The following is a 23,235-nucleotide window of genomic DNA, read 5'->3' on the forward strand; positions in this document are numbered from 1 at the left end:
CCGCAGAGCCCGCCGCAGAATGAGCACCGTCGTCGTCGACGCCGTCGAGCACCTCGTTCGCGGGATCGTCGACAACCCCGACGACGTGCGTGTCGACCTGGTGACCAACCGGCGTGGACGCACCGTCGAGGTGCACGTACATCCCGATGACCTGGGCAAGGTCATCGGCCGCGGCGGACGTACCGCGACTGCGCTGCGCACATTGGTCGCCGGTATCGGTGGCCGTGGGATCCGCGTCGACGTGGTGGACACCGACCAGTAGTAATGGACCAGTGGTAATGGAGCTGGTCATCGGGCGGGTCGCCAAGGCACACGGTGTCACCGGCGAGGTCGTCGTCGACGTCCGCACCGATGATCCGGCGGGGCGATTCGCCGCCGGATCGGTGCTCCGCGGGCGCAAACCCCGCGGGGGACCGGAGCGCAACTTCGTCATCGACACCGTCCGCGAGCACGGTGGCCGACTGCTGGTGCGTCTCAACGGCGTCGGCGACCGCAATGCCGCCAACGAACTCCGTGGCACCCTTTTCCTGGTCGAATCCGGGGATCTGCCCCCCATCGAGGATCCCGACGAGTTCTACGATCACCAGCTCGAGGGCCTGGCCGTGCGCACCGTCGCCGGCGAGGCCCTCGGCACGGTGACCGAGGTGCTGCACACCGCGGCCGGCGAACTGCTGTCGATCAAGCGGCCCGACGGCGCCGAACTGCTGGTGCCGTTCGTCAGTGCCATCGTCACCGCGGTGTCGCTGGCCGAGGGCACCATCGACATCGATCCGCCCGACGGTCTGCTCAACCTCGAAGACCTGTAGGCGCCGCATGCGGATCGACGTCGTCACGATCTTCCCGGCCTATCTGGACGCGCTGCAGCAGGCGTTGCCGGGCAAGGCGATTCAGTCCGGCATCGTCGAACTCGGCGTGCACGATCTGCGTGAGTGGACCCATGACGTGCACCGGTCGGTGGACGATTCGCCCTACGGCGGTGGGCCCGGCATGGTCATGAAAGCCCCGGTGTGGGGTGCTGCGCTCGATGACATCTGTTCGCCGGACACCCTTCTGGTGGTGCCGACGCCGGCGGGCCGGCCGTTCACCCAGGCCACCGCGCAACGCTGGAGCGCCGAGGCCCATCTGGTGTTCGCGTGCGGACGCTACGAGGGCATCGATCAGCGGGTCGCCGACGATGCGGCCCGGCGGATGCGGGTCGAAGAGGTGTCCATCGGCGATTACGTGCTGGCCGGTGGTGAGTCGGCGGTCCTGGTGATGGTCGAGGCCGTGGTGCGTCTGTTACCCGAGGTGCTCGGCAATCCGGCGTCGCACCAAGACGATTCGCATTCCAACGGTCTGCTGGAGGGCCCCAGTTACACCAGGCCGCCGGTGTGGCGCGAGCTGGAGGTGCCACCGGTGCTGCTGTCCGGGGACCACGCCAAGATCGATGCCTGGCGCCACGAACAGTCTTTGCAGCGGACCCGCGAGCGCCGCCCGGATCTGCTCTAGATACTCCCGCCGGGGAAGATCGTCTGCACCGCGTCGGTGATGGTCTGGCGTGCAACCTCGGCGCCGGCCGGCTGCATCGAGCTGATGGCCATCACATAGCGCCGCTCCGGGCCCACCACACCGGTGGACAGATGCATCCAGTCCGAGCCGATACAGCACATCCAGCCCTGCTTGACCGCGACCGGCTCGGCGAACAGCCCCTCCGGGATGCCGAACCGCTGCGGGTAGACACCGCCGGGCACCATGCCGTCGGGTGCGGTCGGCGTCGACTGCGCCAGGTTGGACACGATGATGCTGGCGCGCTCGGACGGCAGCCCGCCGGTACCGGCCAGCAGCATGTCGTAGTAGCGCACCAGATCGGTCACCGTGCTGATGGTGTTGAACCAGCGGCCGTTGTTCGGGGCGCGCGTCGAGCCGAGTCCGTAGCGGTCGACGACCCGGTTGATGATCGCGCTGCCGCCGCTGCGGTTCCAGAACACCTCGGCGGCACTGTCATCGGAGGACCGCAGCATCACGTCGAGCATGCTGCGATCCTCGGGGCTCAGCGAGGTCTGTCCGTTGGCCTCCTGCAGCAGCAGGTCGTCGGCGATGAAGAGCTTGACCACCGAGGCGATCGCGATGGTGTTGTTGCGGCCGTTGGTGACGAGCTCGCCGGTGTTGCGGTCCAGCACCGCCACCGTGATGTCGGCACCGGCGTCGGCGGCCTCGGCGGTGGCCTGCACCTCGCGGGCCTTCAGCCCCTCGAACGTCCCGGACGGGCGCTCGGGCGGCGCTTCGGGCAGGGGAGCGGCGGAGCCCAGCGGCGCGACGACGGTCAGTTGGGGCGCGTCGGGCGGTGGCGGCGGGCTGCCGTACACCTTCGCCTCGCACCCGGAGATCGTGGCAGCCGTACACACAGCCGCCACGGCCACCGTCAGAAACTTCGACGGCCGCGGCATGCGTTCCTCCAGGGGTCATGGGGGCGGGGGGTCCCGGCCACGATGTCGGAACGTCTACCCCTGATACCAGTAGGGTAACCACCGTCGACCACCCGCGCGCGCCCCGGCTGGGGGCGGCGTTTCGCGGTCGACCGGTGCTCAGGGCGACGATTTCGCCTCATGCGCCGCGTCTGGCACAATTGAGCAGTTGTCTGCGCAGGTTCACCCCTGCTGCCTGACGAACACAGTCAGATCCGCCCGAATACGTCGGTTCGGCAGCGCGTCACCGCGCAGCCCATGAAGAGCCGCCAACAGCAAGGAAGAGTCACCGATGAACACGCTTGACTTCGTCGACAAGGCGTCGCTGCGCGACGACATCCCGGCATTCGGCCCCGGCGACACCGTCAACGTGCACGTCAAGGTGATCGAGGGTTCCAAGGAGCGCATCCAGGTCTTCAAGGGTGTCGTGCTGCGCCGCCAGAACGGTGGGATCAGCGAGACCTTCACCGTCCGCAAGGAGAGCTACGGCGTCGGCGTCGAGCGGACCTTCCCGGTGCACTCGCCCAACATCGACCACATCGACGTCGTGACCCGCGGTGACGTGCGTCGCGCCAAGCTGTACTACCTGCGCGATCTGCGTGGCAAGAAGGCGAAGATCAAGGAGAAGCGCTGACGCTGATCGTGTCAGGTGCTCGCACCACGACACGCTCGCTCAGGCTGTCAGGCTGGTCCCCAGCCTCGCTGGCTACCCTGATGCCGTGACCGACGACGCCGAGGACTCCGCTCCCGCTGAAACCGCCGAACCCGCCACCGGATCGGACACAGCAGCGGAGCAGGAGCCGCAGAAGAAGCGTGGCGCGCTGCGCGAAGGCGCCATCCTGGTCACCATCGCGCTGGTCCTCTACTACGTGATGCTCACCTTCGTGGCGCGTCCGTATCTGATTCCCTCGGAATCGATGGAACCCACGCTGCACGGCTGCCCCGGCTGCGTCGGTGACCGGATCATGGTGGACAAGCTCACCTACCGGTTCACCGAGCCCGAGCCCGGCGACGTCGTCGTGTTCAAGGGCCCGCCGGCCTGGAACGTCGGCTACAAGTCGATCCGTTCCGACAACCCCGCCATCAAACTGGTGCAGGACGCGCTGTCCTTCGTCGGATTCGTGCCGCCCGACGAGAACGACCTCGTCAAGCGGGTCATCGCGGTCGGTGGACAGACCGTGCAGTGCCGTGCCGACACCGGCCTGACCGTCGACGGCAAGAAGCTCGTCGAACCGTATCTGGACTCGGTCACCATGAACGCCGACACCGAGGTCTATCCGTGCCTGGGCAATGAGTTCGGCCCGGTCAAGGTGCCCGAGGACAAGCTGTGGGTGATGGGCGACAACCGCACCCACTCGGCCGACTCGCGGTCGCGTTGCACCAACCTGCCCGGCGACGCCCAGCGCGGGCTGCTGTGCACCGGTGACCCGGAGGCCGGCACCGTGCCCGTCGACAACGTGATCGGCAAGGCCCGTTTCATCGCCTGGCCGCCGTCGCGCTGGGGTGGCGTGAGCAGCACCAACCCCCAGACGGCATCGGCCGATTAGGAGTTCCGGCGTTGCCGGCGAGTTGGCCCCCCAGAACAGTGATCCGCAGGTCCGGCCTGCGGACCCTGGAGTCCGCGCTGTACCGCAACGGCCTCGGCCCGGTGGCCGGTGTCGATGAGGTCGGCCGCGGCGCCTGCGCCGGGCCGCTGGTGGTGGCATCCTGCGTACTGGGCCCCAACCGCCTGACCAGCCTTGCCGCGCTGGACGATTCGAAGAAGCTCAACGAAGCCGAGCGGGAACGGCTGTTCCCGCTGATCCGCCGGTACGCGCTGGCCTACCACGTGGTGTTCATCCCGTCGGTCGAGGTGGACCGCCGCGGTGTGCATCACGCGAACATCGAAGGGATGCGCCGGGCGGTGGCGGGACTGCCGCTGCGGCCCGGGTACGTGCTCTCCGACGGCTTCCGGGTACCGGGGCTGCCGATGCCGTCGCTACCGGTGATCGGCGGCGACGCGGCGGCGGCCTGTATCGCGGCGGCCAGCGTGCTGGCCAAGGTGAGCAGGGACCGGCTGATGGTCGCGATGGAGACCGAACATCCCGGATACGGCTTCGCCGAGCACAAGGGCTACAGCACGCCGGTGCACATGGCCGCGCTGGAGGAGCGGGGCCCGTGCAGCGAGCACCGCTATTCCTTTGCGAATGTGCGACGGGTTGCGGGATCGGTGCAACGTGGCGCAGCGGTGTGGGGAATGATGGAGACCAACCTAGACGAAGGACAGCAGAGCAGATGAGTGCCGAGGATCTCGAAAAGTACGAAACCGAGATGGAGCTCTCGCTGTACCGCGAGTACAAGGACATCGTCGGACAGTTCAGCTACGTGGTGGAGACCGAACGCCGGTTCTATCTGGCCAACAGCGTCGAGATGGTGCCCCGCAACGCGGACGGTGAGGTCTACTTCGAGCTGCGTCTCGCCGACGCCTGGGTGTGGGACATGTACCGCCCGGCCCGCTTCGTCAAACAGGTCCGGGTCATCACCTTCAAGGACGTCAACATCGAAGAGGTCGAGAAGCCCGAACTGCGGCTGCCCGACTGACGGGTCACGGGCAATGAGCTGATTCATTGCCCATCCGGTGCCGGTGTTTTCGCTACCCGGCGCCATTCTTGGCGTGGTTGCGCCATATATGGGCCGTACCCGGCGATGCCCGAGCGCTGCCGAAAAGTGTTTGCCCACAGCCTGGTTCGCAACATTTGCGATCGCGTCGTCACGTATGACCGACAACGTGAGCTGACGCACAGTGCTTGAAAACCTTTGCGCTTCTGTGTTTATCGTGGCGTAACACCAACGAATTCGGCCCGTATCAATCGATTTCGCCGTTCTGGAGGTGAAGCACTGTGCACTTTTCTGTATCTCGACCAGGTGCAATGCAGGGGACAGCGTCGTTCCGGGTGCTGCGGCCACGCCGACACGGTGTGAAAGCAGGTATGCATTGGTGAGCGTGGCGATCCCGGCCCGGCAAGCGCACGAGCAGACGCCGGGTCCGGAACCGGATCCACATATCCATCGATTTCCGAGAACACGATTACTGAGCGGGGTCGGCGCGATGCCGACCTTTTTGCTGTTGGTGTCACTGTTGTCGGCCGCGACGCTGTTGTTGTTGCGGGCGCCGGTCGCACCGCAGGTTCCCGATACCCTGCCCGGAGAGCTCCGGGCCGAGGCCAACCGTGTGGCAACCGCCTACCTCGCGCCGGCGGACCAGCTGGCCAGTACCGCCGCGACCGATCACCTGGCGATCGCGTCCAAGAAACGCGGGGCGCTGCTGCGGCTTTCCCGTGCCAACCCCGACGTCGACGGCCTGGCCCTGATCGACCGGGCGACGGGCAAGGTGCTGACCAAGCGGGGCGACTCCATGTCGGTTCCCGCGGTGCTGCCCGCACCGCAGGACGGCCCGGCAGTGAGCATCATCGATGACGATCTGGTGGTGGCGATCCCGGTCTCGACGGACCGGACCCTGATCGGCTCGCTGTCGGCACGGCCACCGCGGCTGCCCGGCGCGCCGCCGGGGCAACGTGTCCTCATCACCGGCAGCGACGGTGCGATGCTCGCCGAGTCCACCGGTCGTCCCGTCGTGCCGCCCGCACTGGTCCAATCGGTCGCCGGCACCACCGCCCGTGGTGAATCCGGTTTCTCCGTGGATGATTCCCGTCTCGCGGAATCATCCAGCGGGGGGATCCTCGCCGTTCCGGGCAGGGCGCAGGCGTTGCCGGATCCGGTGGCGGTCGTCGGTGGGGTGCCGCTGCACGGCGTTGCCGAGCGCAGCGGCCTGTCGGCGCTCATCGCACGGAACGTACCGGTCACCTCCAGCGCGATGACGAGTCCGGGACGCGTCGCGGCCATCGCGGTCGCCTCGGGGGGTGTCCTCGCGTTCATCCTGCTGCAGCTGTTGCTCGTCCGGCCGGTCCGGCGGTTGCGCCGCGATGTCGATCGGGTGGTCGCCGATGTCGACGCCGCCCGCGAGCCCACCGCCGGCATCCGCCGATCGAGGCTGCGTCAGGTCGATCGCATCGCCCGGTCCGCGGCGCAGCTACCGCTGACCGTCGACAAACACATCCCCAAACGCCGGCTCGCGATTCCCGGCACCGCCCTCCACGTCCTGGTGGGCACGCTTTTCATCGCTGCGCTGGGACTGGGTTTCGCATCGATCGGCGCGCACGAATCGGCCCGCACCGATGCGCTCACCGAACGCAGCAGAACCATGCTGGAGAAGACCGCGGGCGCCCTGGAGGGCACCCTCACCGAGGGGCTGGCTGCGGTGCAGGCCGCTGCGGTGCCGAAAATCGGTGAGGTCGATTCCGACTGGGCCCATGTGGTCACCGAGTTGCATGCCACCCGTCCGATCTTCCGCTCGGTGTACGTGCGGGACGCGGCGCAGCACATCGTGGCAGTCGCCGGTGAGGCACCACAGGCCGATGCCGCGCCGTCGGCACCATTGGCGCAACTCAACACCTCGGGGCCGGAGCCGATCCTCACCGCGGCCGAACGCACCCACGACGGGCGCTTCACGGTGGTCGCCGAGTACGACGCGCGGGCCCTGAACAATGTGCTGCGCAGCGCCGACAGCCCGACCGAGGTGTACGACGACGGGTCCCGTACGGTGCTGGGCTCCGACGGCTACATCTCGTTCAGCCCACTCGATGACCCGGTGTTGCGGCGCAACGCTTCCGAGGCAGGCGTGGCGGCGCATGCCGCCGTGCAGGACGTCGCCGGTGCCGAACAACTGGTCGCCGGTCAGCGCATCGGCCGGTCCGAGGCGACCGCTGCGCTCGGATGGACCGTGCTGCAGCACCGCGAGGTCACCGCCGCGCGCTACACTGTCGATCCCGTCGGACGCGCCGCGACCGTTGTTATCGGCGCCACCGCACTGGTGGCGGTGGGGCTGCTGCTGTGGAGTCACAACGCGATCGTCGGGCCGCTCGGACGGGTGCACCACTGGCTCACCGGAATCGTGGCCTCACCGAAGGACCGTCCCGCCGCCGGGCCGCCGCCGCGACGCCTCGACGAGGTCGGTGCGGTGATGGCCGGGCTCAACCACTGCATGAATCGGGGTGATCGACGATGACCTTTCTCTTCAGCTTCTACCTGACCGGCTGCCTTGCCATGCTGGTCGCCGGCCTCGCCGAACAACGCGCGCATCACAAGAGCCTGCACAGCATCCCGCATCGGATCGTGATCAACGGGATCCGCGGCAAGAGTTCGATCACCCGGCTGTGTGCCGGTGCGCTGCGCGGCGGCGGGGTCACCACGGTCGCCAAGACCACCGGCACCGCAGCACGTTTCATCGGGCCCGACGGTGTCGACGAACCCATCTACCGCAAATTCAACCTGGCCAATGTGATCGAACAGGTGGCGATCGTGCGCCGTGCGGCGGCTTTCCGGCCCGAAGCGCTCGTCATCGAATGCATGGCGGTGCTGCCGGACCTGCAGGAGATCAACGAGCGCAAGCTGATTCACTCGACGATCTGCGTCATCTGCAATGTGCGGGAGGATCATCTGGCCGAGATGGGGCCGACGTTGCCGGATATCGCGCGTTCGTTGTCGCGGTCGATGCCGACCGGCGGGGTGTGCGTCACCGCGGAGAAGGAGCAGATCGCGGTGCTGCGCGAGGAGGCGCGACGGCGGAAGTGCGAACTGATCCAGGTCGACGCCGACGAGATCGACGACGAGACGGTCGCCATGTTCCCCTTCATCACGTTCAAGGAGAACATCGCGATCGCGCTCGCGGTGGCAGGAATGTGCGGCATAGAGCGGGAATCGGCCCTGCAGGGCATGATCACCTCGCCACCTGACCCGGGCACCGTCGCCGTGGACGACTACGAGGTGGACGGTCGGCGGCTGTCGTTCGCGAACCTGTTCGCCGCGAACGACCCGTCATCGACCCTGATGAACATCGAGCAACTCACCGACCGCGGCCTCATCGATCGTCCGCTCAACATCGTGATCAACTGCCGGCCGGACCGGGTCGAGCGCAACGGTCAGATGGGGGCGCTCACCGGGGCGCTGGAACCCGACAGAATCATCCTGATCGGCGAGCCGACGCGCTCGGCTCGTGTCACCGTTCCACCCGAATTGACGGACAAGATCAGGGATTTCGGGAGTCGGCCGGACTACGACGACCTGTTGGGCGATGTGCTGACCGAGAACGGCAGTGGATCTGTCATCACCATCGGCAACATCCACGGTCAGGGCGAGGTGTTGCTCGAGCATGTCCGGAAGCTCCCACGAGCCATGGAGGATGCATGCTGAACGGAACTCTCGGGCCCGAGGTCGCGACGATCGCGCTGGCGATCGGATTGATGTTCGCCTTCGTGTGCTACCTGGTCACCAACTTGTCTCCGGGTGGCATGATCACGCCCGGCTGGTTGGCCGTGACGGTGACCGAAGATCCACGCAAGGTGATCGTCATCGCCGGTGTCACCGTGTTGACCTACCTGTCGACTCTGCTGCTGCAGCGCGGTGTGATCCTCTACGGCAAACGGCTTTTCGCCGCGGTCATCATGGTGAGCGTCTTGTTCTCCACCGGGCTTTTCCTGTTGGTGTACAACGACTATCCGCTGCTCTTCGTGCATCAGACTCTCGGGTTCATCATCCCGGGTCTGATCGCCTACCAGCTGGTGCGGCAGCCGCGGCTGGCGACCATCGCCGGCACCACCGCGGTCAGTCTGGCCACCTACGGAGTACTGGCCAGCGGGATACTGCTCAACCTGGTGCCCACCGGCTGACTCGACAGCGAGGAGACGTTGCAATGGGTGTACGAGAACTGCACCACCGGACCGTCAGGCAGATCGCGTTCACGGCCGCCGGAGTGTTGATCGGCGTCGTCGGCATCGTGGTCGGGAGCGTGCGTGAGCCGGCGCCGGCAGCGCCTGTTCCCGCCGCCGCACCGGTCACCGAATCACGACCCGTCACAGGTGAATTCGACTTCCGCAGACTGGCCGATCCGCCGCGCACCGTGGTGACCGACGGTGCCGGGCGGGTGGTCGCGACTCTCACCGACGCGGCACGCACCGTCAACCTGCTCGGGCCGAGCCGGCGGTTCAGCGAGCCCGCAGGCACTGGCGTGGGAGTCACCTCGCAGACCTGGGTGCGGATGTTGCCCGGCCCGTGGTCGGCAGGCGCAGAACGCGAACCGTGGTTCCGGCCATGGTTGGACGCGGCGCTGCGCGATCGCGGGCCCGATGTGCTGGCGGTGGCGGCGCAACACCTGCCCGGCGCCGGCGACGACGCGCGCTTCGGTGTGTTCGATACCGATGGCGACGGGCGCGGCGACCACTCGGATTTCTTTGACTATCTCGGGCAGCCGTGGACCTATGAGGACGGCAGGGTGGAACAACCCGACCCCGCCCAGAGCGGTTCGGTGGACGCATCCGGATTCGTGCGGCTGGTGTTCGGGTACCGGTCGGGTATGCCGGTCCGTACCGATGGTGACGAGCAGAAAGGGGCCATCCCGCGCAGCACCGACGACATCGCGGTGGACGGACCGGGCGCGGTGATCGTGCCAGACCGGCAGTCCAGGGTCACCGATTTCGGCGCCATTCAGGCAGGCGATCTCGTCTTCTTCGACACCGATCCGGATCGCCGGGCCGATCTGGTGGGCATCTGCATGGGCCGCGACGAGGCCGGTCACTTGCGATTCATCGCCAGCCGCCAGTCCGCCGACGGTCCCACCATGGGCGATGCCGGTGGCGCGTCGATCCTCGACGGCCAGGGCGAATACCCGTCGGCATTCCGCAGTGTGAAGCGGCTGTGACCTCTGTGCCCGGGCATCTCGATCGCCGCCAGGTGCTGCGCGGGCTGACCGGCTGCGCATCGGTCGGGCTGCTCGCCGCTTGCGGGATGCGGCCCGAGGCGCATGCGCCGCCCGGACTGGACCGCCAGATCGACGACCTCACCGAGCGGCTCAATCCCCGCCAGCAGTACCGCCCGCCCTCGGATGCCGAGGCACGCCGGGCCGTCGAGGCCGTCGAGCAATTGACCGCCGCTGAACTGGACGCCGGGCGAGCCGGTCTCACCGCATTGGGGTTCACCGTCGACTCTCTCCACGACGCTGCCGCACAACGCGATTGTCTGGTCGCCGCCGGCGAGAGCCATGGCCACCGGACCTGGGGGACGCTCGTCGTGGCTGCCGACGCCGACCGTCCCGACGTCCTCGTCGAGGTGCCGCATCCACGGGCGGATCTGGACACCGAGCGCATCGGTCTGGCCATGTTCCGTGCGCTGCCCCGCTCGGGACTGCTCCTGGCCGGTGCGCACCGGCGCGCCGCCGACGGAGCGGCAGATGTTGCGCACCAATCAGATTCGCTGTTCCACGCGCTCGCCGTGGAACTGGGCCGCCAAGGTGCGCTCCAGGTTCAGTTGCACGGGTTCGCCGATGCCAGCCTGCCCGGCAAGGATGTGGTGATCTCCAGCGGCAGGGCCCGGGTCGGGGCGCGCGCCGAACGCCTCGCCGACGCACTCGACGATCTCGGCCTGGACGTCGGCCGCGCCTGGCGGGAGCGGTGCGCCGGTCTGGAAGGCAGAAGCAACGCTCAGGGTAGAGCCGCCGCGCGGCACGATCTGGATTTCGTGCACCTGGAAATGAACCATCGCACCCGGATGGACGCGCGGCGGCGCAGTGCCGTCGTTGGTGCCGTCGCCGCTGCGCTCAACGGCACGCAGTGAACACCCTCAGGCCCGCAGATGCGTCTCGAAGAAGTCGAACACCCGGCTCCAGGCATCCTCGGCGACGGCCTCGTTGTAGCCGAAACCGGTCACCCGCAACAATGCCTGCGCGGGAAGCTGATTGGCGAAGCTGTGCCCGGCGTTCGGGTAAACCTTGACGTCGGCGGCGATGCCCTGGGCCGCCACGGCCTTGTTCAGCTTCGCCGGGGCTCCGCGGCCGATCGGGTCGCGGGCTCCGAAGCTCGCCACAATCGGGCAGGCGCCGCTGAGTGTCTCCTCCAGGTTCTTCGGCAGCGGTGTCCCGTAGAACGGCGCCGAGGCGCTGAAACCCTTGGGGGACAAGATGAGCGCGAACTGACCGCCCATGCAGAAACCGGCGATGCCGACGACGCCGGTGCTGTCGGGACGGTCCCGCAGATAGTCGCGGGCGGCCAGCAGGTCCTCGATGGCGGGGCCCTGCTTGGTCAGTGCGGCGCGCATCACCTTGGTGATACAGCGGGCCCGGCCGCCGCGGGCGTACAGGTTCGGGGTGATACTCAGATACCCGGCGGCAGCGATACGCGCGGACACCGCCTCCTTGTCGGGCTGATAGCCGATGGCGTCATGCACCACGACCACGCCGGGCCAGGGGCCCTGGCCCTCGGGTACGTCGACCAGCGCATCGATGGGGCCGGCGGGGGTGTCGAGCTCGATCGAGGACATGCCACCGAATCTAATGGCACAAGCCGAGAGGCCGTAACCTGACGTGTCGTGTCTGAATCCGTCGACCTGGCACCCGAGGTCATCACCGCGCTGTGGGCCCTGCGTGACGCGGGTGAAATCCCGCTGCGCTGCAACAAGGGGCCGATTCGGGCCGCCGTCGCCGCCGCGGTGCGGGCGCTCAACGAGGACAACCTGGGCCCCAAGGTCCGGCCCTGGGATCTCTCGGCGTTGCGGCGCCGGGCCGCTGAGCTGGGCGAGATCACCGGCGCCGTCGTTGTGTACCTGAGCAAGGAGGTGGTGGTCGCCGAGCTGCTGCCGGGCCGCGAGCGGGTGGTGCTGCGCGGTGTCGGTGACGCCTGGCGGCTCGTGCGCTTCCTGGACGCCGCTGAGGTCAGCGAGGAGGTCCGGCTGAGCCCGGAGACCACCCGGGAGATCGCCCTCGCGGAGTTCTCACCCGACGCGGTGCTCACCGCACTCGGCGTCGCCAAACCCGACGATGTGGACCTCGACATCGAGTCCCAGGATCTGGGGCAGGGCCACACCGAGACCCGATACCGCTACCTGTTCACCGACAACGGACGGTCGGTGCTGGCCGAAGAGGTCAAGAGCGAGATCTTCGACGGCGCGACGGCGAGTTCGCGGTATCTGCGCGGTGTGCTGATCGACGGTGGTCGCGGCACATTGGTGACCGCGAGCCGAGACGGCGCCGTGCTGACCGAGGGTTGATAGCTTGACCGGGTGACTGGTGCGGCGCAGGGGCCCCTGGCGGGGGTACGGATCATCGAGATTTCCAGCTTCGTGGCGGTCCCGCTGGCGGGGATGACCCTGGCGCAACTGGGCGCGGAGGTGATCCGCGTCGACCCGGTGGGCGGCGCCGCCGATTACAGGCGCTGGCCGGTGACCGATGACGGGGACAGCATCTATTGGGCCGGGCTCAACAAGGGCAAGCAGTCGGTGGCTGTCGACATGCGGGCACCCGAGGGTCAGCAGCTCATCCGCGAGCTGATCGCCGACGCCGGCGTGTTGATCACCAACGTGGCCGGACGAGCCTGGCATTCCTACGACGAACTGGTGGCCCTGCGACCGGATCTGATCCACGTCGAGATCTCCGGGCGCGGTGATGGTTCCACCGGCGTGGACTACACCGTGAACGCCGCCGTCGGTTTCCCACTGGTGACCGGCCCCGCCAACCTGGCCACGCCGGTGAACCACGTGCTGCCCGCCTGGGATGTGGCGTGCGGGTTGTATGCGGCGCTGGCGGTGGTCACCGCGGTGCGCCACCGCGAGGTCAGCGGTGCCGGCCAGCAGGTCGCCATCCCGCTGGAGAACGTCGCGCTGGCCACCGCGGGCAACCTCAGCTTCCTCACCGAGGTGATGGTCGGCGGCACCGAGCGCCGGCGGATCGGCAACTCGCTCTACGGCCAGTACGGCCAGAACTTCACCAGCAGCGACGGCGTGGTGTTCATGCTGGTCGCGCTGACCGGACGGCACTTCCGCGATCTGACCGAACTCACCGGTACCACCAAAGCCGTTGCCGCACTTGGTGAGGCGCTCGGCGCGGACTTCACCGACGAAGGGGAGCGGTACCGGCACCGCGATGCGCTCACCGGGCTGTTCACCCTGTGGTTCGCCGAACGCAGCGCCCAGGACGTCGCCGCCGCGCTGTCGCAGACCTCGGTGCTGTGGGAGCGCTACCGCAGCTTCGCCGAGATCGCCGCCGATGAACGGGTGACCTCCAACCCGCTGTTCACCACCCTGGACCAGCCGCGGATCGGGGAGTACCTGGCCCCGGGCCTGCCCATCTGCATCGACGGCAGCTACCCGCCCGCCACCGCGTCACCGGCGCTGGGCGATCACACCGCGCAGGTCCTGGGCCGCCTGGGTCTCAGTGCCGCGGAGATCGAGAAGCTCACCGGTGCGGGAACCATCGCGTGAGTGTGTTGCTGCGCCTGCTGACGCTGGCGCCGGACGGTGCGGACCGGTGGCGCGGACCCGGGGCCGGCCCGCAGGGCAAGCGGTCCTTCGGGGGTCTGTTCGCCGCGCAGAGTCTGGCCGCGGCGTGCGCCACGGTCGACGCCGGGAAACGGCCCACCAACCTGCACCAGCAGTTCCTGCGCGGCGGCGAGGCCGGTGACGACTCGGACTACCAGGTCGAACGCGTCTATGACGGCCGGACCGCGGCGTCGCGCCGGGTGCAGACCCGCCAGCACGACCGGCTCCTCAACATCGCAACGGTGTCGTTCTCCGCGCCGCTGCCCGGCCCCGAACACGGGACCCGGCAGTCGATGCCGCCGCACCCGGACACCCTGGACCGCACCGGGCCGCCCGGCCCGGCACCGTCACTTCCGCTGGACGAACTCGACATCCGCGTGCAGGACGGGCACGACGGCGGCGAGTTCGTGCGGCGGCTGTGGTGGCGCACCACCGTCGGGCTGCCCGACGACCCGCTGATCCACACCCTGGTCGCGGTGTACGTCACCGACCTCTACGGCGTCGACCCGATACTGCAGGTGCACGGATTCTCGATGGCCGACCGCACGCACCGCAGCGGGACCACCGATTCGTCGATCTGGTTTCATCAGCCGCTGCGGGCCGATCAATGGAATCTGCTGGAATCCCGGTCTCCGGCGGCCGCCCGCGGGCGCGGCGTGATGTCGGCGTCGCTCGTGCGCGCCGACGGCGTGATCGCCGCAACCCTGGTCCAGGAAGGCATCATCGCCGACCGCTGATGGAACCGGCTGCGCAGCCGCGCCATCGCCTGGGCCAGCACCACACCGAACACCAGTGCCGCCAGCACACCCAGCAGACGGTGTTCGCCGAACAGCGGATAGATCTGGAAATGGCTCAGGTAGACGTACAGCGAGGCGTCGGCCAGTGCGGCCACCACGCCGGTCAGCAGCACCGGGCAGCGGATCGACGGCAACCAGATCATCACCGCGATCCCGGCGAACACCAGCGCTTCCCGGATATGGTCACCGAAGTAGCCGTACAGGCCGACCGCCAACAGCGCGGTGATGGCGGCGCGCTGCCAGGCCGTCGATGACTTCGCCACGGCCCAGCCGACCGCGAAGAACCAGAACGCCAGCATGCTGAACCAGGCATCCTCGCCCATGTCCGGTCCCGGGGCGTCATAGCGCAGGGCCACTCCCGCGGCCAGGAACACCAACGCGAACGCGAACGGTCGGCGGCGCTCCAGCCGGTCCACCCCGGGTACCCACAGCAGCAGGGTCAGCAGCACCAGGATCCAGACCAGCACTTCGATGAACCACAGCCGGCCCGCGGTCATACTGTCGAACGGACCGAGAATCTTGTTGGCCAGTAACAGATTCGACCACTGATAGTCATCGCTGAAGGTCATGGTGACCGCCACCCAGGCGATCGCGGGCAGCGCGATCCAGGTGATCGTGCTGCGCAGGTGCCGGATCCGGTCGGGGCGTGGTACGGAGGTCAGACAGAACCGGCCGAAGTTGTAGCCGGCGACGCCGAGCAGGATGTGCGCCCCACCCCACATCTCGAACAGTTCGGCATGGGATCCGACGATGAGCACGATCGCCACCGCCCGCAGCGCCACGCTGGTCTCCAGCGTCGAGGTCCAGCGGCGCTTGCGGGTGCTGAGTTGCTCCAGTTCGCGCAGTGGCATCCGATGCCACTCGGGTGGGAGTTCGTGCAGCACCCGTTCGATGCGCACCGACATCGTCACGTAGCTCAGCGAATTGCCGCCCAGGTCCACGAAGCTGGCACCGGGGTCGATGTCTGCGGGATTCAGGTGCAGCACGTCGGCGAAGACCCCGCGCAGCGCGGTCGATGCCGCCGTTTCGGAACGCAGTGCAAGTACCGCAGGATAGTCGGGTTTGCCCGACGGCAGCATCGGTAGCTCGTCGACGCTGACCGCCCGCACCGCACCGGCGGGCAGCCCGGTGATCTCGGTGGCGGCGCTGCGCACCGCCTGCGCGTCGTGTATTGCGGCGATGACGAGGACGTCGTCATCGGTGGTGCACAGCGCGCAGATACCGCGCTCGCGCAGAGTGGATTCCACCCGTTGCAGGTCGATGCGCAGGCCGAACAGCTTGGCGAACCGGTTGGCGCGGCCCACCACTTCGAAGAGCCCGTCCGCGCCGCGTCGGGCCAGATCCCCGGTGCGCAGTTCATCGGTGCCGGCGGGCGCGGAGAGATCGGCGGCGTTGCGCGCGTAGCCCATCATCACATTGGGCCCCTGGTAGACGAGTTCGCCGATCTCATCGTCCGGACTGTGCTGATTCCCCGTCGCTCCGCTCGCCCCACCATCGATCCACAGTCGCCCGCCGGGGATGGCCCGGCCGATCGCCTCGGCCCGTGTCCCGGCGAGTTCGGGCGGCAGATAAGCCATTCGGGCGGTGGCCTCGGTCGCGCCGTACATGACGAACAACTGCCAGCCGCGACGCTGCCCGAGCGCGGCGAATTGGCGCACCCGCTCGGCTTCCAGTCGCCCGCCGGCCTGGGTGATGTAGCGCAGGTGCGGCAGACGCAGGGTGTCGAAGCCGATCCGGTCCAGCAGGTCGAAGGTGTAGGGCACACCCGCGAACGAGGTGCCCTGGTGGCGGATGAGCAGCTCCCAGAACGCGTCATCGATGACCGAGAGATCGGTGAGGATCAACGCCGCGCCGCGCAGCAGGTGGCTGTGGATGACCGACAGCCCGTAACAGTAGGACATCGGTAGTGTCGTTGCCGCGCAGTCGGTATCGCGGATCTCGAGGTATTCGGCGATGGATTCGGCGTTGACCAGCAGATTGGCCGCCGACAAGCGGACCAGTTTGGGTGAGCCGGTGCTGCCCGAGGTGGACAGCAGCAGCGCCAGGTCGGGGTGCAGGTCGTGATGCTGGGCGCCGCGGTGGTGCACGCCGCCGGCGTCGATGACGACATCGGGGCGGTAGGTGTCGATTAGGTCGGCGTGATCACTGCCGGGTGGCACCGGCAGCACCACGTGCCCGCCGGCCATGGCGCCGAGATAGCGTGTCAGGGTGGCGATGTCATTGTGCGTCTCCAGCAGGATCAGCTTGCGGCCACCGGCGAATTCTGCTGTGGCGCAGTCAACCCGGTCGGCGAGTTGTCGGTAACTGAGCGTCTGGTCGCGGGTGTGCACCGCGGGCCGGTCGCCGTGCGCCCGCAGGTGCGCAACGAGGTGTCTCATGGCAACACCAGACCGCCACCGAGTATCTCGATGCGAACCTTCGCGGATTCCCCGGGTGGTGAGATGCTGTGCTGGCGCACGGTGATCGGTGGGGTGTCACCGCCGGCGTCGATGGTGAGCAGCACATCGTGGCCGAGGAACTCGGTGGCCACCACGGTGCCGATCCCGGGCTCCAGTTCCGTTCCGGCATCGGTGATCTCGACGGCGACCAGCTGTTCGGGCCGCAACATCAAGGTGGCCGGACCGTCGGGCGCCGGTACGGCCAGCGGAATCCGGCCCAGCACGCATTCGGCGGATCCGGCACGCACCGTGCAGGAAAGGAACACGCAATCGCCCAGGAACTCGGCGGTGAACCGGTCAGCCGGCGTGCGGTAGACCTGTTGGGGCGTACCGACAGCGGTGAACCGGCCGTCGCGCATGACGGCGACCTGATCGGCGATCGACAACGCCTCGCCCTGATCGTGGGTCACCAGCAGGGTGGTGACACCGGCGTCGTTGAGGACCTTGGTGACCGCCTTGCGGGTCGCGGCGCGCAGCCCGGTATCGAGTGCGGAGAACGGTTCGTCGAGCAGCATCAGGGCCGGCTGCCGTGCCATGGCGCGGGCCAGAGCGACACGCTGCTGCTGGCCACCGGACAGTTCATGGGGCCGCCGTGCGGCGAACGAGGGCAGCAGGGACACGGTTTCGAGAAGTTCGGCGACGCGGGCCTGGGCCGCGGCGCTGCCGGCGCGCCCGGGTAGTCCGTAGGCGATGTTCGCGCCGACGCTCAGGTGCGGGAACAGGGCGCCGTCCTGCGCGACGTAGCCGACGGACCGCCGGTGCGGTGCCAGGCTGCTCGCGGCGGAGGCCACGCGGCGCCCGTCGATGTCGATGGTGCCGGCGTCGGGTGCCTCGAACCCGGCGACCAGTCTCAGCAGCGTGGTCTTACCGCAACCCGATGCGCCCACCACGGCGGTGATGCTGCCCGGGGTCAGCGTCAGGTCGACGCCGTCGAGCACCGGGTGATCGGCGAACGTCTTGGTCAGGCCGTGGACGGTCAGAGTGTGTTCGCTCATGACGTCCCCCGCGTCGCCTGCCGGAACAGCGCCACCGTCACCGGGATCGACAACGACACCAGCACCAGTGCGTACGGTGCTGCGGCCGCATAGTCCAGCTCGCTCGACAGCGACCAGAACCGCATCGCCAGCGTCCTGGTGCCGGTCGGGGCGAGCAGCAGGGTGGCGGTCAGTTCGGTGGCGACGGCGACGAACACCAGCGCCGCGCCGGCGCCGGCCGCAGGCGCGGTGAGCCGCAACGTGATTCGCACGAAGCTGCGTGCCGGTGACAGCCCCAGCGAACGTGATGCCTCCTCGAGTCCGGGCGGCACCTGGGCCAGTCCCGAGCGCAGGCTCACAAGCGCGCGCGGCAGGAACATCAGCACGTAGGCGCACAGCACCAGCGCCGCGGTCTGATACAGCGGGGGAGCGAACCGGATGGCGACGGTGACCAGCGCGAGCGCAGTGACGATGCCGGGCATGGAACTGGTGACGAAGTTGGCGCCCTCGACCGTGCGCGCGAACGCGCCGCTGTAGCGGACGGCGAGCCACGCGAACGGGAACGCCGCCACGGTGGTGATGGCGGCGGCCACCGCGGCCAGCAGCGCGGTCTGGCCCAGCGCCTCACCGAGATCGGCGAGCTCCCAGACCTGGGCGCCACCGATCCACAGCCAGCGCAGCAGTGTCCAGACCGGCACGCCCAGCGCCAGTGCGGTGAGCGCGGCCAGGCCTGCTGTGGCCGGAATGTTCCAGGTACGCAGCCGGATCGGGGTCGCCGCACGTGGCGCGCCGGATCCGATCCTGGCGAATCGGGCGTTGCCGCGCAGCAGTGCCTCGCCCAGCAGCAGCACCAGGCACAGCAGGACCAGCACCCCGGCCAGGGTGGCGCCGGCGGCGCCGTCGAACGTGGCCTGGAACTGTTCGAAGATGGCGGTGGTGAACGTCGAGAAACGCAGCATCGCGAACGCACCGTACTCGGCGAGCAGGTGCACCCCGATCAGCAGTCCGCCGCCGAGCACGGCCAGCCGGAGCTGCGGCAGCACCACCCGGAAGAAGATGCCGATGGTGCCGGAGCCCAGCGCTCGTGCCGACTCCTCGATGGAAGGATCGAGCCGGCGCAGCGTGGCCGCGGCGGGCAGGAACACGAACGGGAAGTACGACAGGGTGGCGACCAGCACGCCGGCGCCGAACCCGTGCAGCGTCGGCCACACACTGACCCAGGCGTAGCTGTTGATGAAGGCGGGCACCGCCAGCGGGGCGACCAGGAGTGGACGCCACACCACGGCTCCGAGGACGTCGGTGCGCTCGACGAGCCATGCGGCCCCGATGCCGAGGACCAGGCACAGCGGGACGGTCACCACCACCAGACCGACGGTGTTGAACAGCAACTCGGCCACCCGGGGCCGCACCACCAGTTCATAGATCCGGGTGGGGCCGGTGCTGATCACCGCCCAGGCGACATAGCCCAGCGGCACGAAGGTGACCGCGACCAGCAGGCCGATGCCCCCGGTCAGCAGCGTCCCCGGCCGGGCGGGTGGTCGCGGTCCGGCGGTCGGGCGTTCGGTCTGGGTGGAGACCACCTAGAGCAGGCCGGCCTTGGTCATCAGGTCGGTGACCTTGGCGGCGTCCAGCGTCGACGGGTCGACCTTCGGTGCCTGCAGGGTGTCCAGCGCCGGGAGCGCCGGGTTTGCGGGCACGCCGCTGGCCACCGGGTACTCGAACGAGGTGCCCTTCTCCAGGACTTCCTGCCCGGCCTTGCTGGTGACGAACTTCAGGAACTGCTGAGCCTGATCCTTCTTCTTGCTCGACTCCAGCACGCCGCCACCGGAGATGCTGATGAACGCACCCGGATCCTCGTTACGGAAGTAGTGCAGCTCGGTGTTGGCGCTGATCTCCTTGGTCTTGGCCTGATCGCGGAACCAGTAGTAGTGGTAGATGATTCCGCCGTCGATCTCACCGTCGTTGACCGCGCGCAGGGTGGCGATGTTGTCCTGCAGCAGGGTGGCGTTGGTCTTCATCCCGGCCAGCCACGCGGAGGTGGCCTGTTCGCCGGTCAGCTGCAGCATCGCCGAGACGATGGCCTGGAAGTCGGCCTTGGGAGGCGGGGCGCCCCAGCGGCCCTTCCACTCCGGCTGCTGCAGATCCATGATCGATCGCGGCAGCTCGCCCAGCTGCAGTTTCTGCGCGTTGTAGGCGAAGACGGTGGTGCGGGCCGCGACACCGGTCCACTTGTTGGTCGACGGGCGGTACTCGGCGGGTACCTGCTCGACGGTCGCGGCGTCGACATCGGCGAACAGCCCGGCGTCCTCGACTGCGGCCATGGCCGGTGAGTTCTCGGTGAGGAACACGTCGGCCGGGGAGGAATCGCCCTCGGCGATGAGCTGGTTGCCCAGTTCGGTGTCACCGCCCTGCCGGTAGGTGACCTTGATGCCGGTCTCCTTGGTGAACGCGTCGATCCACTCTTTGGTGAGCGATTCGTGCTGTGCGTTGTAGATCAGCAGCTCGTCGCCTCCGTCGTCGGACGAACATGCCGTCGCCGAGGCAACGACAGCGAGGACGGACAATGCCGCGGCAAAGCGGCTCCACCGGAGGCTCATGGGGGAATCCTTTCATCCCCCGATAAGGATAGGGTCGCCTACCCGCGATATTCACAGCTAGCTCGTCGACCCCTCCTGAATCTCGTCGCGCCAGCGGCCGCTCGGGTTGTCACAGACGGTCCGCGGATCCACCCATTGGATGGACGGGCTGTCACCCAGCCGGATGAAGTAGGCGAACGCGCTGCGGTTCCTGGCCAGCCGCGGCGGGAGTGCCAGCCGGTACACACCGCCGTGGAACAACCGGGCCCCGGCGGCCTCCGCCGCGTCGAAGGTCAAGTAGCGCATGGCGATTGAGCGCTGCTCGGCTCTGCGGACGGAGGCGATGGCATGCAGGGACAGTTCGCCGCCGAGCACCGCCCGATACAGACCTTCGTCGAATTCGGTGCCGTGCAGGTAGAACGGCCCGGAGCCGTCTGACCATTCGATGGCAGGTCGGCCGGTGTCGCAGTGCAGCACCCGTGCGTTGCTGTCGGCGTAGCGCGTCGTGGGCATCGGCACCAGCAGCACCTCGCGCTGAACAGGCAAGATCCAGCCCAGGCCCAAACTCTGCGCCTCGCGCATGGCGTGGGAGAACCGCGCCCACCGGCTCACCGAGGTCACGGTGTTCGGGGGTAGCCAGTCCGCATCGGGCAGTGCGGCCACGAACCTGTTGTAGAGGAAGTCCCGCTCATCGGTGAGCAGCACCGTCTCGGGGAGCCCCTCGATATCGTGGTTGCCCGACCAGCTGGCCATCCGTCGCCAGCGTCGGTCCGGGCCCGTCAGCGACGCGATGCGCAGCGCTTGATCCAGTCGCGGCACCACCGAATACCGGGTGTGCCGGGCGACGTCGTAGGCGGTGCAGAATTCGATGGCCGCGGCGACGGCCCTCTCCGCGTCAAAAGTCCCGGTCGGAGCCGGGAAATCAACCTGGCGAGCGAGTGTGGGAAACGACATGGCGTGAGGGTAGCGACGGGTACCGACATATCCAGTTCGCGACAAGGCCGTGCAGGGGGCCACGATTTCCCGCAGGATCGACCCATGAAACCGATTGTCACGCTCGTCCTCGGCGGAGTCGCCGCGTCCTTGATCGCTGCTCCGACCGCCGCCGCAGCGGAGCCGTGCTCGGCAAGCAATCTCGCCACCGTCGCCAGCGGTGTGCTGAATCAGGCGGGCGGCTACCTGGAAACCCATCCGGGCGCGAACGACGTGCTGACGGCGGCCGGCAATCAGACCACCGCCGACGCGGAGAACTCGGTGCGCGGTTACTTCCTGACGCATCCCGGCGAGTTCCTCGACCTGCAGAACATCGCGCGCCCGCTGATCGACCTGCGCCACCAGTGCGGGGTGGCGGTGTCACCCGGGCAGCTGGCCGCGCTCATCGACGCGCTCAGCTGAGTCCGGTCACAACCGGCCGTAGCGGCTGCGCACGAAGCTGTACAGCCCGAACGCCGCGATGCCGAGCGCGGCGACGATGAGCAGGAACTTGCCGAACGGTGCCTCACCGAGCGTCTTGACCGCGGCGTCCAGGCCGGAGGCCTTGGCGGGATCGGCCTGCAGCGTCGCGAAGACGACGAGGATGCCGGCACCGGCGAGTACCAAACCCTTGGCGACGTAACCGGCGACCCCGACGGCGGTGATGCCGGTGCCGCCGGACACCTGCAGATCCTTGAAGAATTTCTGCGAGACGCCCTTGTAGACGTGGTATCCGCCGACGCCCAGCACCCCGAGGCCGACCGCGACCAGGAGTGCCTTACCCCAGCCGGACTGCATCAGTTGTGCCGACAGGCCGGAATTCTGCTGGCCGCTGGACTTACCCGAGCCCATCGCGAAACGCATGGCGGAGAACGCGATCGCGATGTTGGCGATCGCCAGACCGACCGACTTGGCGCGTTTCCAGGCCGGTGAGTCGTCGTTGCCGGAGCGTTCGCTGGGCTTGGATCCGACGACCGCCTCGGCCAGATGCCACAGGCCCAGGGCGAACAACCCGATCGCGGCGATCCACAACATCACCTGCCCGCCGGTCTGGGCGGCAAGGGTGGCCAGGGCCCCTGATTGATCCGCGTTGCCGCCGGTGCCCAGCGCCAGCCGCAGGATGATGTACCCCAGCAACAGGTGCAGGACACCGCTGGCGGCGAAGCCGGCCCGCGCCGCGTATTGGAAGGCGTCGTTGTCGGTCGCCCTGTCCACGGCGCCGTGGACGGTGCTGGAGCTTCTGCTCATGGGGCCTCCTCGGCCGGTGATCGGATGGCCCCGTATCCCCCTTTTTGACGCCCGCGAAACCAATTCAGCCGAAGATGAGTCCGCCGGTGTTCGCGGTGGCCTTGGCGTAGCGGTCGGAGACGTCGGCCCAGTTGACGACGTTCCAAAAGGCTTTGACGTAGTCGGCCTTGACGTTCTTGTATTGCAGGTAGAAGGCGTGCTCCCACATGTCGACCTGCAGCAGCGGGATGATGCCCAGGGGGACGTTGGCCTGCTGGTCGTAGAGCTGGAAGGTCAGCAGGCGCTGGCCCAGGCTGTCGTAGCCCAGTACGGCCCAGCCCGAGCCCTGCAGTCCGTTGGCTGCGGCGGTGAACTGGGCGCGGAACTTGTCGAAGGATCCGAACTGGTCG

Annotated in this window: 24 protein-coding genes and 1 pseudogene; 16 read left to right on the forward strand and 9 right to left on the reverse strand. The window is 68.2% G+C overall.

The features are described 5' to 3' along the window. The first annotated feature begins 19 nt into the window (after window positions 1–19). Genes ASE48_RS07310 through trmD form a run of 3 tightly spaced genes read left to right on the forward strand, consistent with a single transcriptional unit; the run spans window position 20 to window position 1,488 of the window. Window positions 20–262 carry an RNA-binding protein gene (locus tag ASE48_RS07310; protein ID WP_056548932.1) on the forward strand — a complete coding sequence of 81 codons (243 nt, stop codon included), beginning with the start codon at window positions 20–22 and terminating at the stop codon, window positions 260–262. Window positions 263–278: 16 nt separating this feature from the next. After that, on the forward strand, window positions 279–806 hold the full coding sequence (gene rimM / locus ASE48_RS07315; protein WP_057166379.1) for a ribosome maturation factor RimM: 528 nt from the start codon (window positions 279–281) through the stop codon (window positions 804–806). A gap of 7 nt (window positions 807–813) precedes the next feature. After that, a complete protein-coding gene (gene trmD / locus ASE48_RS07320; protein ID WP_057166380.1) occupies window positions 814–1,488 on the forward strand; it encodes a tRNA (guanosine(37)-N1)-methyltransferase TrmD in 675 nt (224 codons plus the stop codon). On the opposite strand, the gene ASE48_RS07325 is transcribed toward trmD, so the two are convergent. Further along, entirely contained in the window at window positions 1,485–2,426 is a 942-nt protein-coding gene (locus tag ASE48_RS07325; protein ID WP_057166381.1) for a hypothetical protein, read from the reverse strand. The genes trmD and ASE48_RS07325 overlap by 4 nt on opposite strands. A gap of 310 nt (window positions 2,427–2,736) precedes the next feature. Here ASE48_RS07325 and rplS point away from each other — a divergent pair, with 310 nt between their 5' ends. The 9 genes from rplS (at window position 2,737) to ASE48_RS07370 (ending at window position 11,147) form a co-directional block, all read left to right on the forward strand. Then, the gene (gene rplS, locus ASE48_RS07330; RefSeq protein WP_057166382.1) at window positions 2,737–3,078 is read left to right on the forward strand and encodes a 50S ribosomal protein L19; all 342 of its coding nucleotides are present in this window, start codon (window positions 2,737–2,739) and stop codon (window positions 3,076–3,078) included. A gap of 85 nt (window positions 3,079–3,163) precedes the next feature. After that, window positions 3,164–3,991, forward strand: coding sequence for a signal peptidase I (lepB, locus tag ASE48_RS07335; RefSeq protein ID WP_057166383.1), 828 nt, complete (start codon window positions 3,164–3,166; stop codon window positions 3,989–3,991). A gap of 11 nt (window positions 3,992–4,002) precedes the next feature. Then, window positions 4,003–4,722 carry a ribonuclease HII gene (locus ASE48_RS07340; RefSeq protein WP_082614040.1) on the forward strand — a complete coding sequence of 240 codons (720 nt, stop codon included), beginning with the start codon at window positions 4,003–4,005 and terminating at the stop codon, window positions 4,720–4,722. Further along, window positions 4,719–5,024 carry a DUF2469 domain-containing protein gene (locus tag ASE48_RS07345; protein ID WP_019511324.1) on the forward strand — a complete coding sequence of 102 codons (306 nt, stop codon included), beginning with the start codon at window positions 4,719–4,721 and terminating at the stop codon, window positions 5,022–5,024. Before ASE48_RS07340 ends, ASE48_RS07345 begins: the two co-directional genes overlap by 4 nt. 508 nt (window positions 5,025–5,532) lie before the next feature. Beyond that, window positions 5,533–7,548 (forward strand): hypothetical protein, encoded by a 2,016-nt coding sequence (locus ASE48_RS07350; RefSeq protein WP_057166385.1) that lies wholly within the window; start codon window positions 5,533–5,535, stop codon window positions 7,546–7,548. Next, window positions 7,545–8,732, forward strand: coding sequence for a poly-gamma-glutamate synthase PgsB (pgsB, locus tag ASE48_RS07355; protein ID WP_057166386.1), 1,188 nt, complete (start codon window positions 7,545–7,547; stop codon window positions 8,730–8,732). Before ASE48_RS07350 ends, pgsB begins: the two co-directional genes overlap by 4 nt. Further along, the gene (locus tag ASE48_RS07360) at window positions 8,726–9,208 is read left to right on the forward strand and encodes a poly-gamma-glutamate biosynthesis protein PgsC/CapC (protein ID WP_057166387.1); all 483 of its coding nucleotides are present in this window, start codon (window positions 8,726–8,728) and stop codon (window positions 9,206–9,208) included. The genes pgsB and ASE48_RS07360 overlap by 7 nt, the downstream gene beginning before the upstream one ends. A 23-nt stretch (window positions 9,209–9,231) precedes the next feature. After that, window positions 9,232–10,236 (forward strand): hypothetical protein, encoded by a 1,005-nt coding sequence (locus ASE48_RS07365; protein WP_057166388.1) that lies wholly within the window; start codon window positions 9,232–9,234, stop codon window positions 10,234–10,236. Then, on the forward strand, window positions 10,233–11,147 hold the full coding sequence (locus tag ASE48_RS07370; protein ID WP_057166389.1) for a hypothetical protein: 915 nt from the start codon (window positions 10,233–10,235) through the stop codon (window positions 11,145–11,147). Before ASE48_RS07365 ends, ASE48_RS07370 begins: the two co-directional genes overlap by 4 nt. 6 nt (window positions 11,148–11,153) lie before the next feature. On the opposite strand, the gene ASE48_RS07375 is transcribed toward ASE48_RS07370, so the two are convergent. Continuing rightward, window positions 11,154–11,849 carry a dienelactone hydrolase family protein gene (locus tag ASE48_RS07375; protein ID WP_057166390.1) on the reverse strand — a complete coding sequence of 232 codons (696 nt, stop codon included), beginning with the start codon at window positions 11,847–11,849 and terminating at the stop codon, window positions 11,154–11,156. 48 nt (window positions 11,850–11,897) lie between these two features. Between ASE48_RS07375 and ASE48_RS07380 the strand changes: the two genes are divergently transcribed. From ASE48_RS07380 to ASE48_RS07390, 3 genes are read left to right on the forward strand one after another with little or no spacing between them, the layout of a single operon-like run. After that, window positions 11,898–12,575 carry a hypothetical protein gene (locus ASE48_RS07380; RefSeq protein ID WP_057166391.1) on the forward strand — a complete coding sequence of 226 codons (678 nt, stop codon included), beginning with the start codon at window positions 11,898–11,900 and terminating at the stop codon, window positions 12,573–12,575. A 12-nt stretch (window positions 12,576–12,587) separates the two neighbouring features. Further along, on the forward strand, window positions 12,588–13,784 hold the full coding sequence (locus tag ASE48_RS07385; RefSeq protein ID WP_057166392.1) for a CoA transferase: 1,197 nt from the start codon (window positions 12,588–12,590) through the stop codon (window positions 13,782–13,784). Further along, window positions 13,781–14,578, forward strand: a complete 798-nt coding sequence (locus ASE48_RS07390; RefSeq protein ID WP_082614041.1) for an acyl-CoA thioesterase — start codon at window positions 13,781–13,783, stop codon at window positions 14,576–14,578. The genes ASE48_RS07385 and ASE48_RS07390 overlap by 4 nt, the downstream gene beginning before the upstream one ends. A gap of 95 nt (window positions 14,579–14,673) precedes the next feature. Here the strand turns inward: ASE48_RS07390 and ASE48_RS07395 are convergent. From ASE48_RS07395 to ASE48_RS07415, 5 genes and pseudogenes are all read right to left on the reverse strand, one after another. Continuing rightward, window positions 14,674–17,016, reverse strand: a pseudogene (locus tag ASE48_RS07395) (AMP-binding protein); the annotation flags it as partial. Continuing rightward, entirely contained in the window at window positions 17,013–18,071 is a 1,059-nt protein-coding gene (locus tag ASE48_RS07400) for an ABC transporter ATP-binding protein (RefSeq protein ID WP_057166394.1), read from the reverse strand. The pseudogene ASE48_RS07395 and the gene ASE48_RS07400, both read right to left, overlap by 4 nt. After that, entirely contained in the window at window positions 18,068–19,630 is a 1,563-nt protein-coding gene (locus ASE48_RS07405; protein WP_057166395.1) for an ABC transporter permease, read from the reverse strand. The genes ASE48_RS07400 and ASE48_RS07405 overlap by 4 nt, the downstream gene beginning before the upstream one ends. Beyond that, window positions 19,631–20,647 carry an iron ABC transporter substrate-binding protein gene (locus ASE48_RS07410; RefSeq protein ID WP_057166396.1) on the reverse strand — a complete coding sequence of 339 codons (1,017 nt, stop codon included), beginning with the start codon at window positions 20,645–20,647 and terminating at the stop codon, window positions 19,631–19,633. 57 nt (window positions 20,648–20,704) lie between these two features. Then, the gene (locus tag ASE48_RS07415; RefSeq protein ID WP_057166397.1) at window positions 20,705–21,580 is read right to left on the reverse strand and encodes a hypothetical protein; all 876 of its coding nucleotides are present in this window, start codon (window positions 21,578–21,580) and stop codon (window positions 20,705–20,707) included. Between the two features lie 84 nt (window positions 21,581–21,664). On the opposite strand from ASE48_RS07415, the gene ASE48_RS07420 reads away from it, so the two are divergent. Further along, the gene (locus ASE48_RS07420; RefSeq protein ID WP_057166398.1) at window positions 21,665–22,021 is read left to right on the forward strand and encodes a heme-binding protein; all 357 of its coding nucleotides are present in this window, start codon (window positions 21,665–21,667) and stop codon (window positions 22,019–22,021) included. Window positions 22,022–22,027: 6 nt separating this feature from the next. On the opposite strand, the gene ASE48_RS07425 is transcribed toward ASE48_RS07420, so the two are convergent. Further along, a complete protein-coding gene (locus ASE48_RS07425; RefSeq protein WP_057166399.1) occupies window positions 22,028–22,846 on the reverse strand; it encodes a DUF1206 domain-containing protein in 819 nt (272 codons plus the stop codon). A 64-nt stretch (window positions 22,847–22,910) separates the two neighbouring features. Beyond that, window positions 22,911–23,235: Fe-Mn family superoxide dismutase (locus ASE48_RS07430; protein WP_162264195.1), on the reverse strand; the 325-nt coding region annotated here is incomplete at its 5' end.

Source organism: Mycobacterium sp. Root265 (assembly GCF_001428895.1).
In the GTDB taxonomy this organism is placed as follows: Bacteria; Actinomycetota; Actinomycetes; order Mycobacteriales; family Mycobacteriaceae; genus Mycobacterium.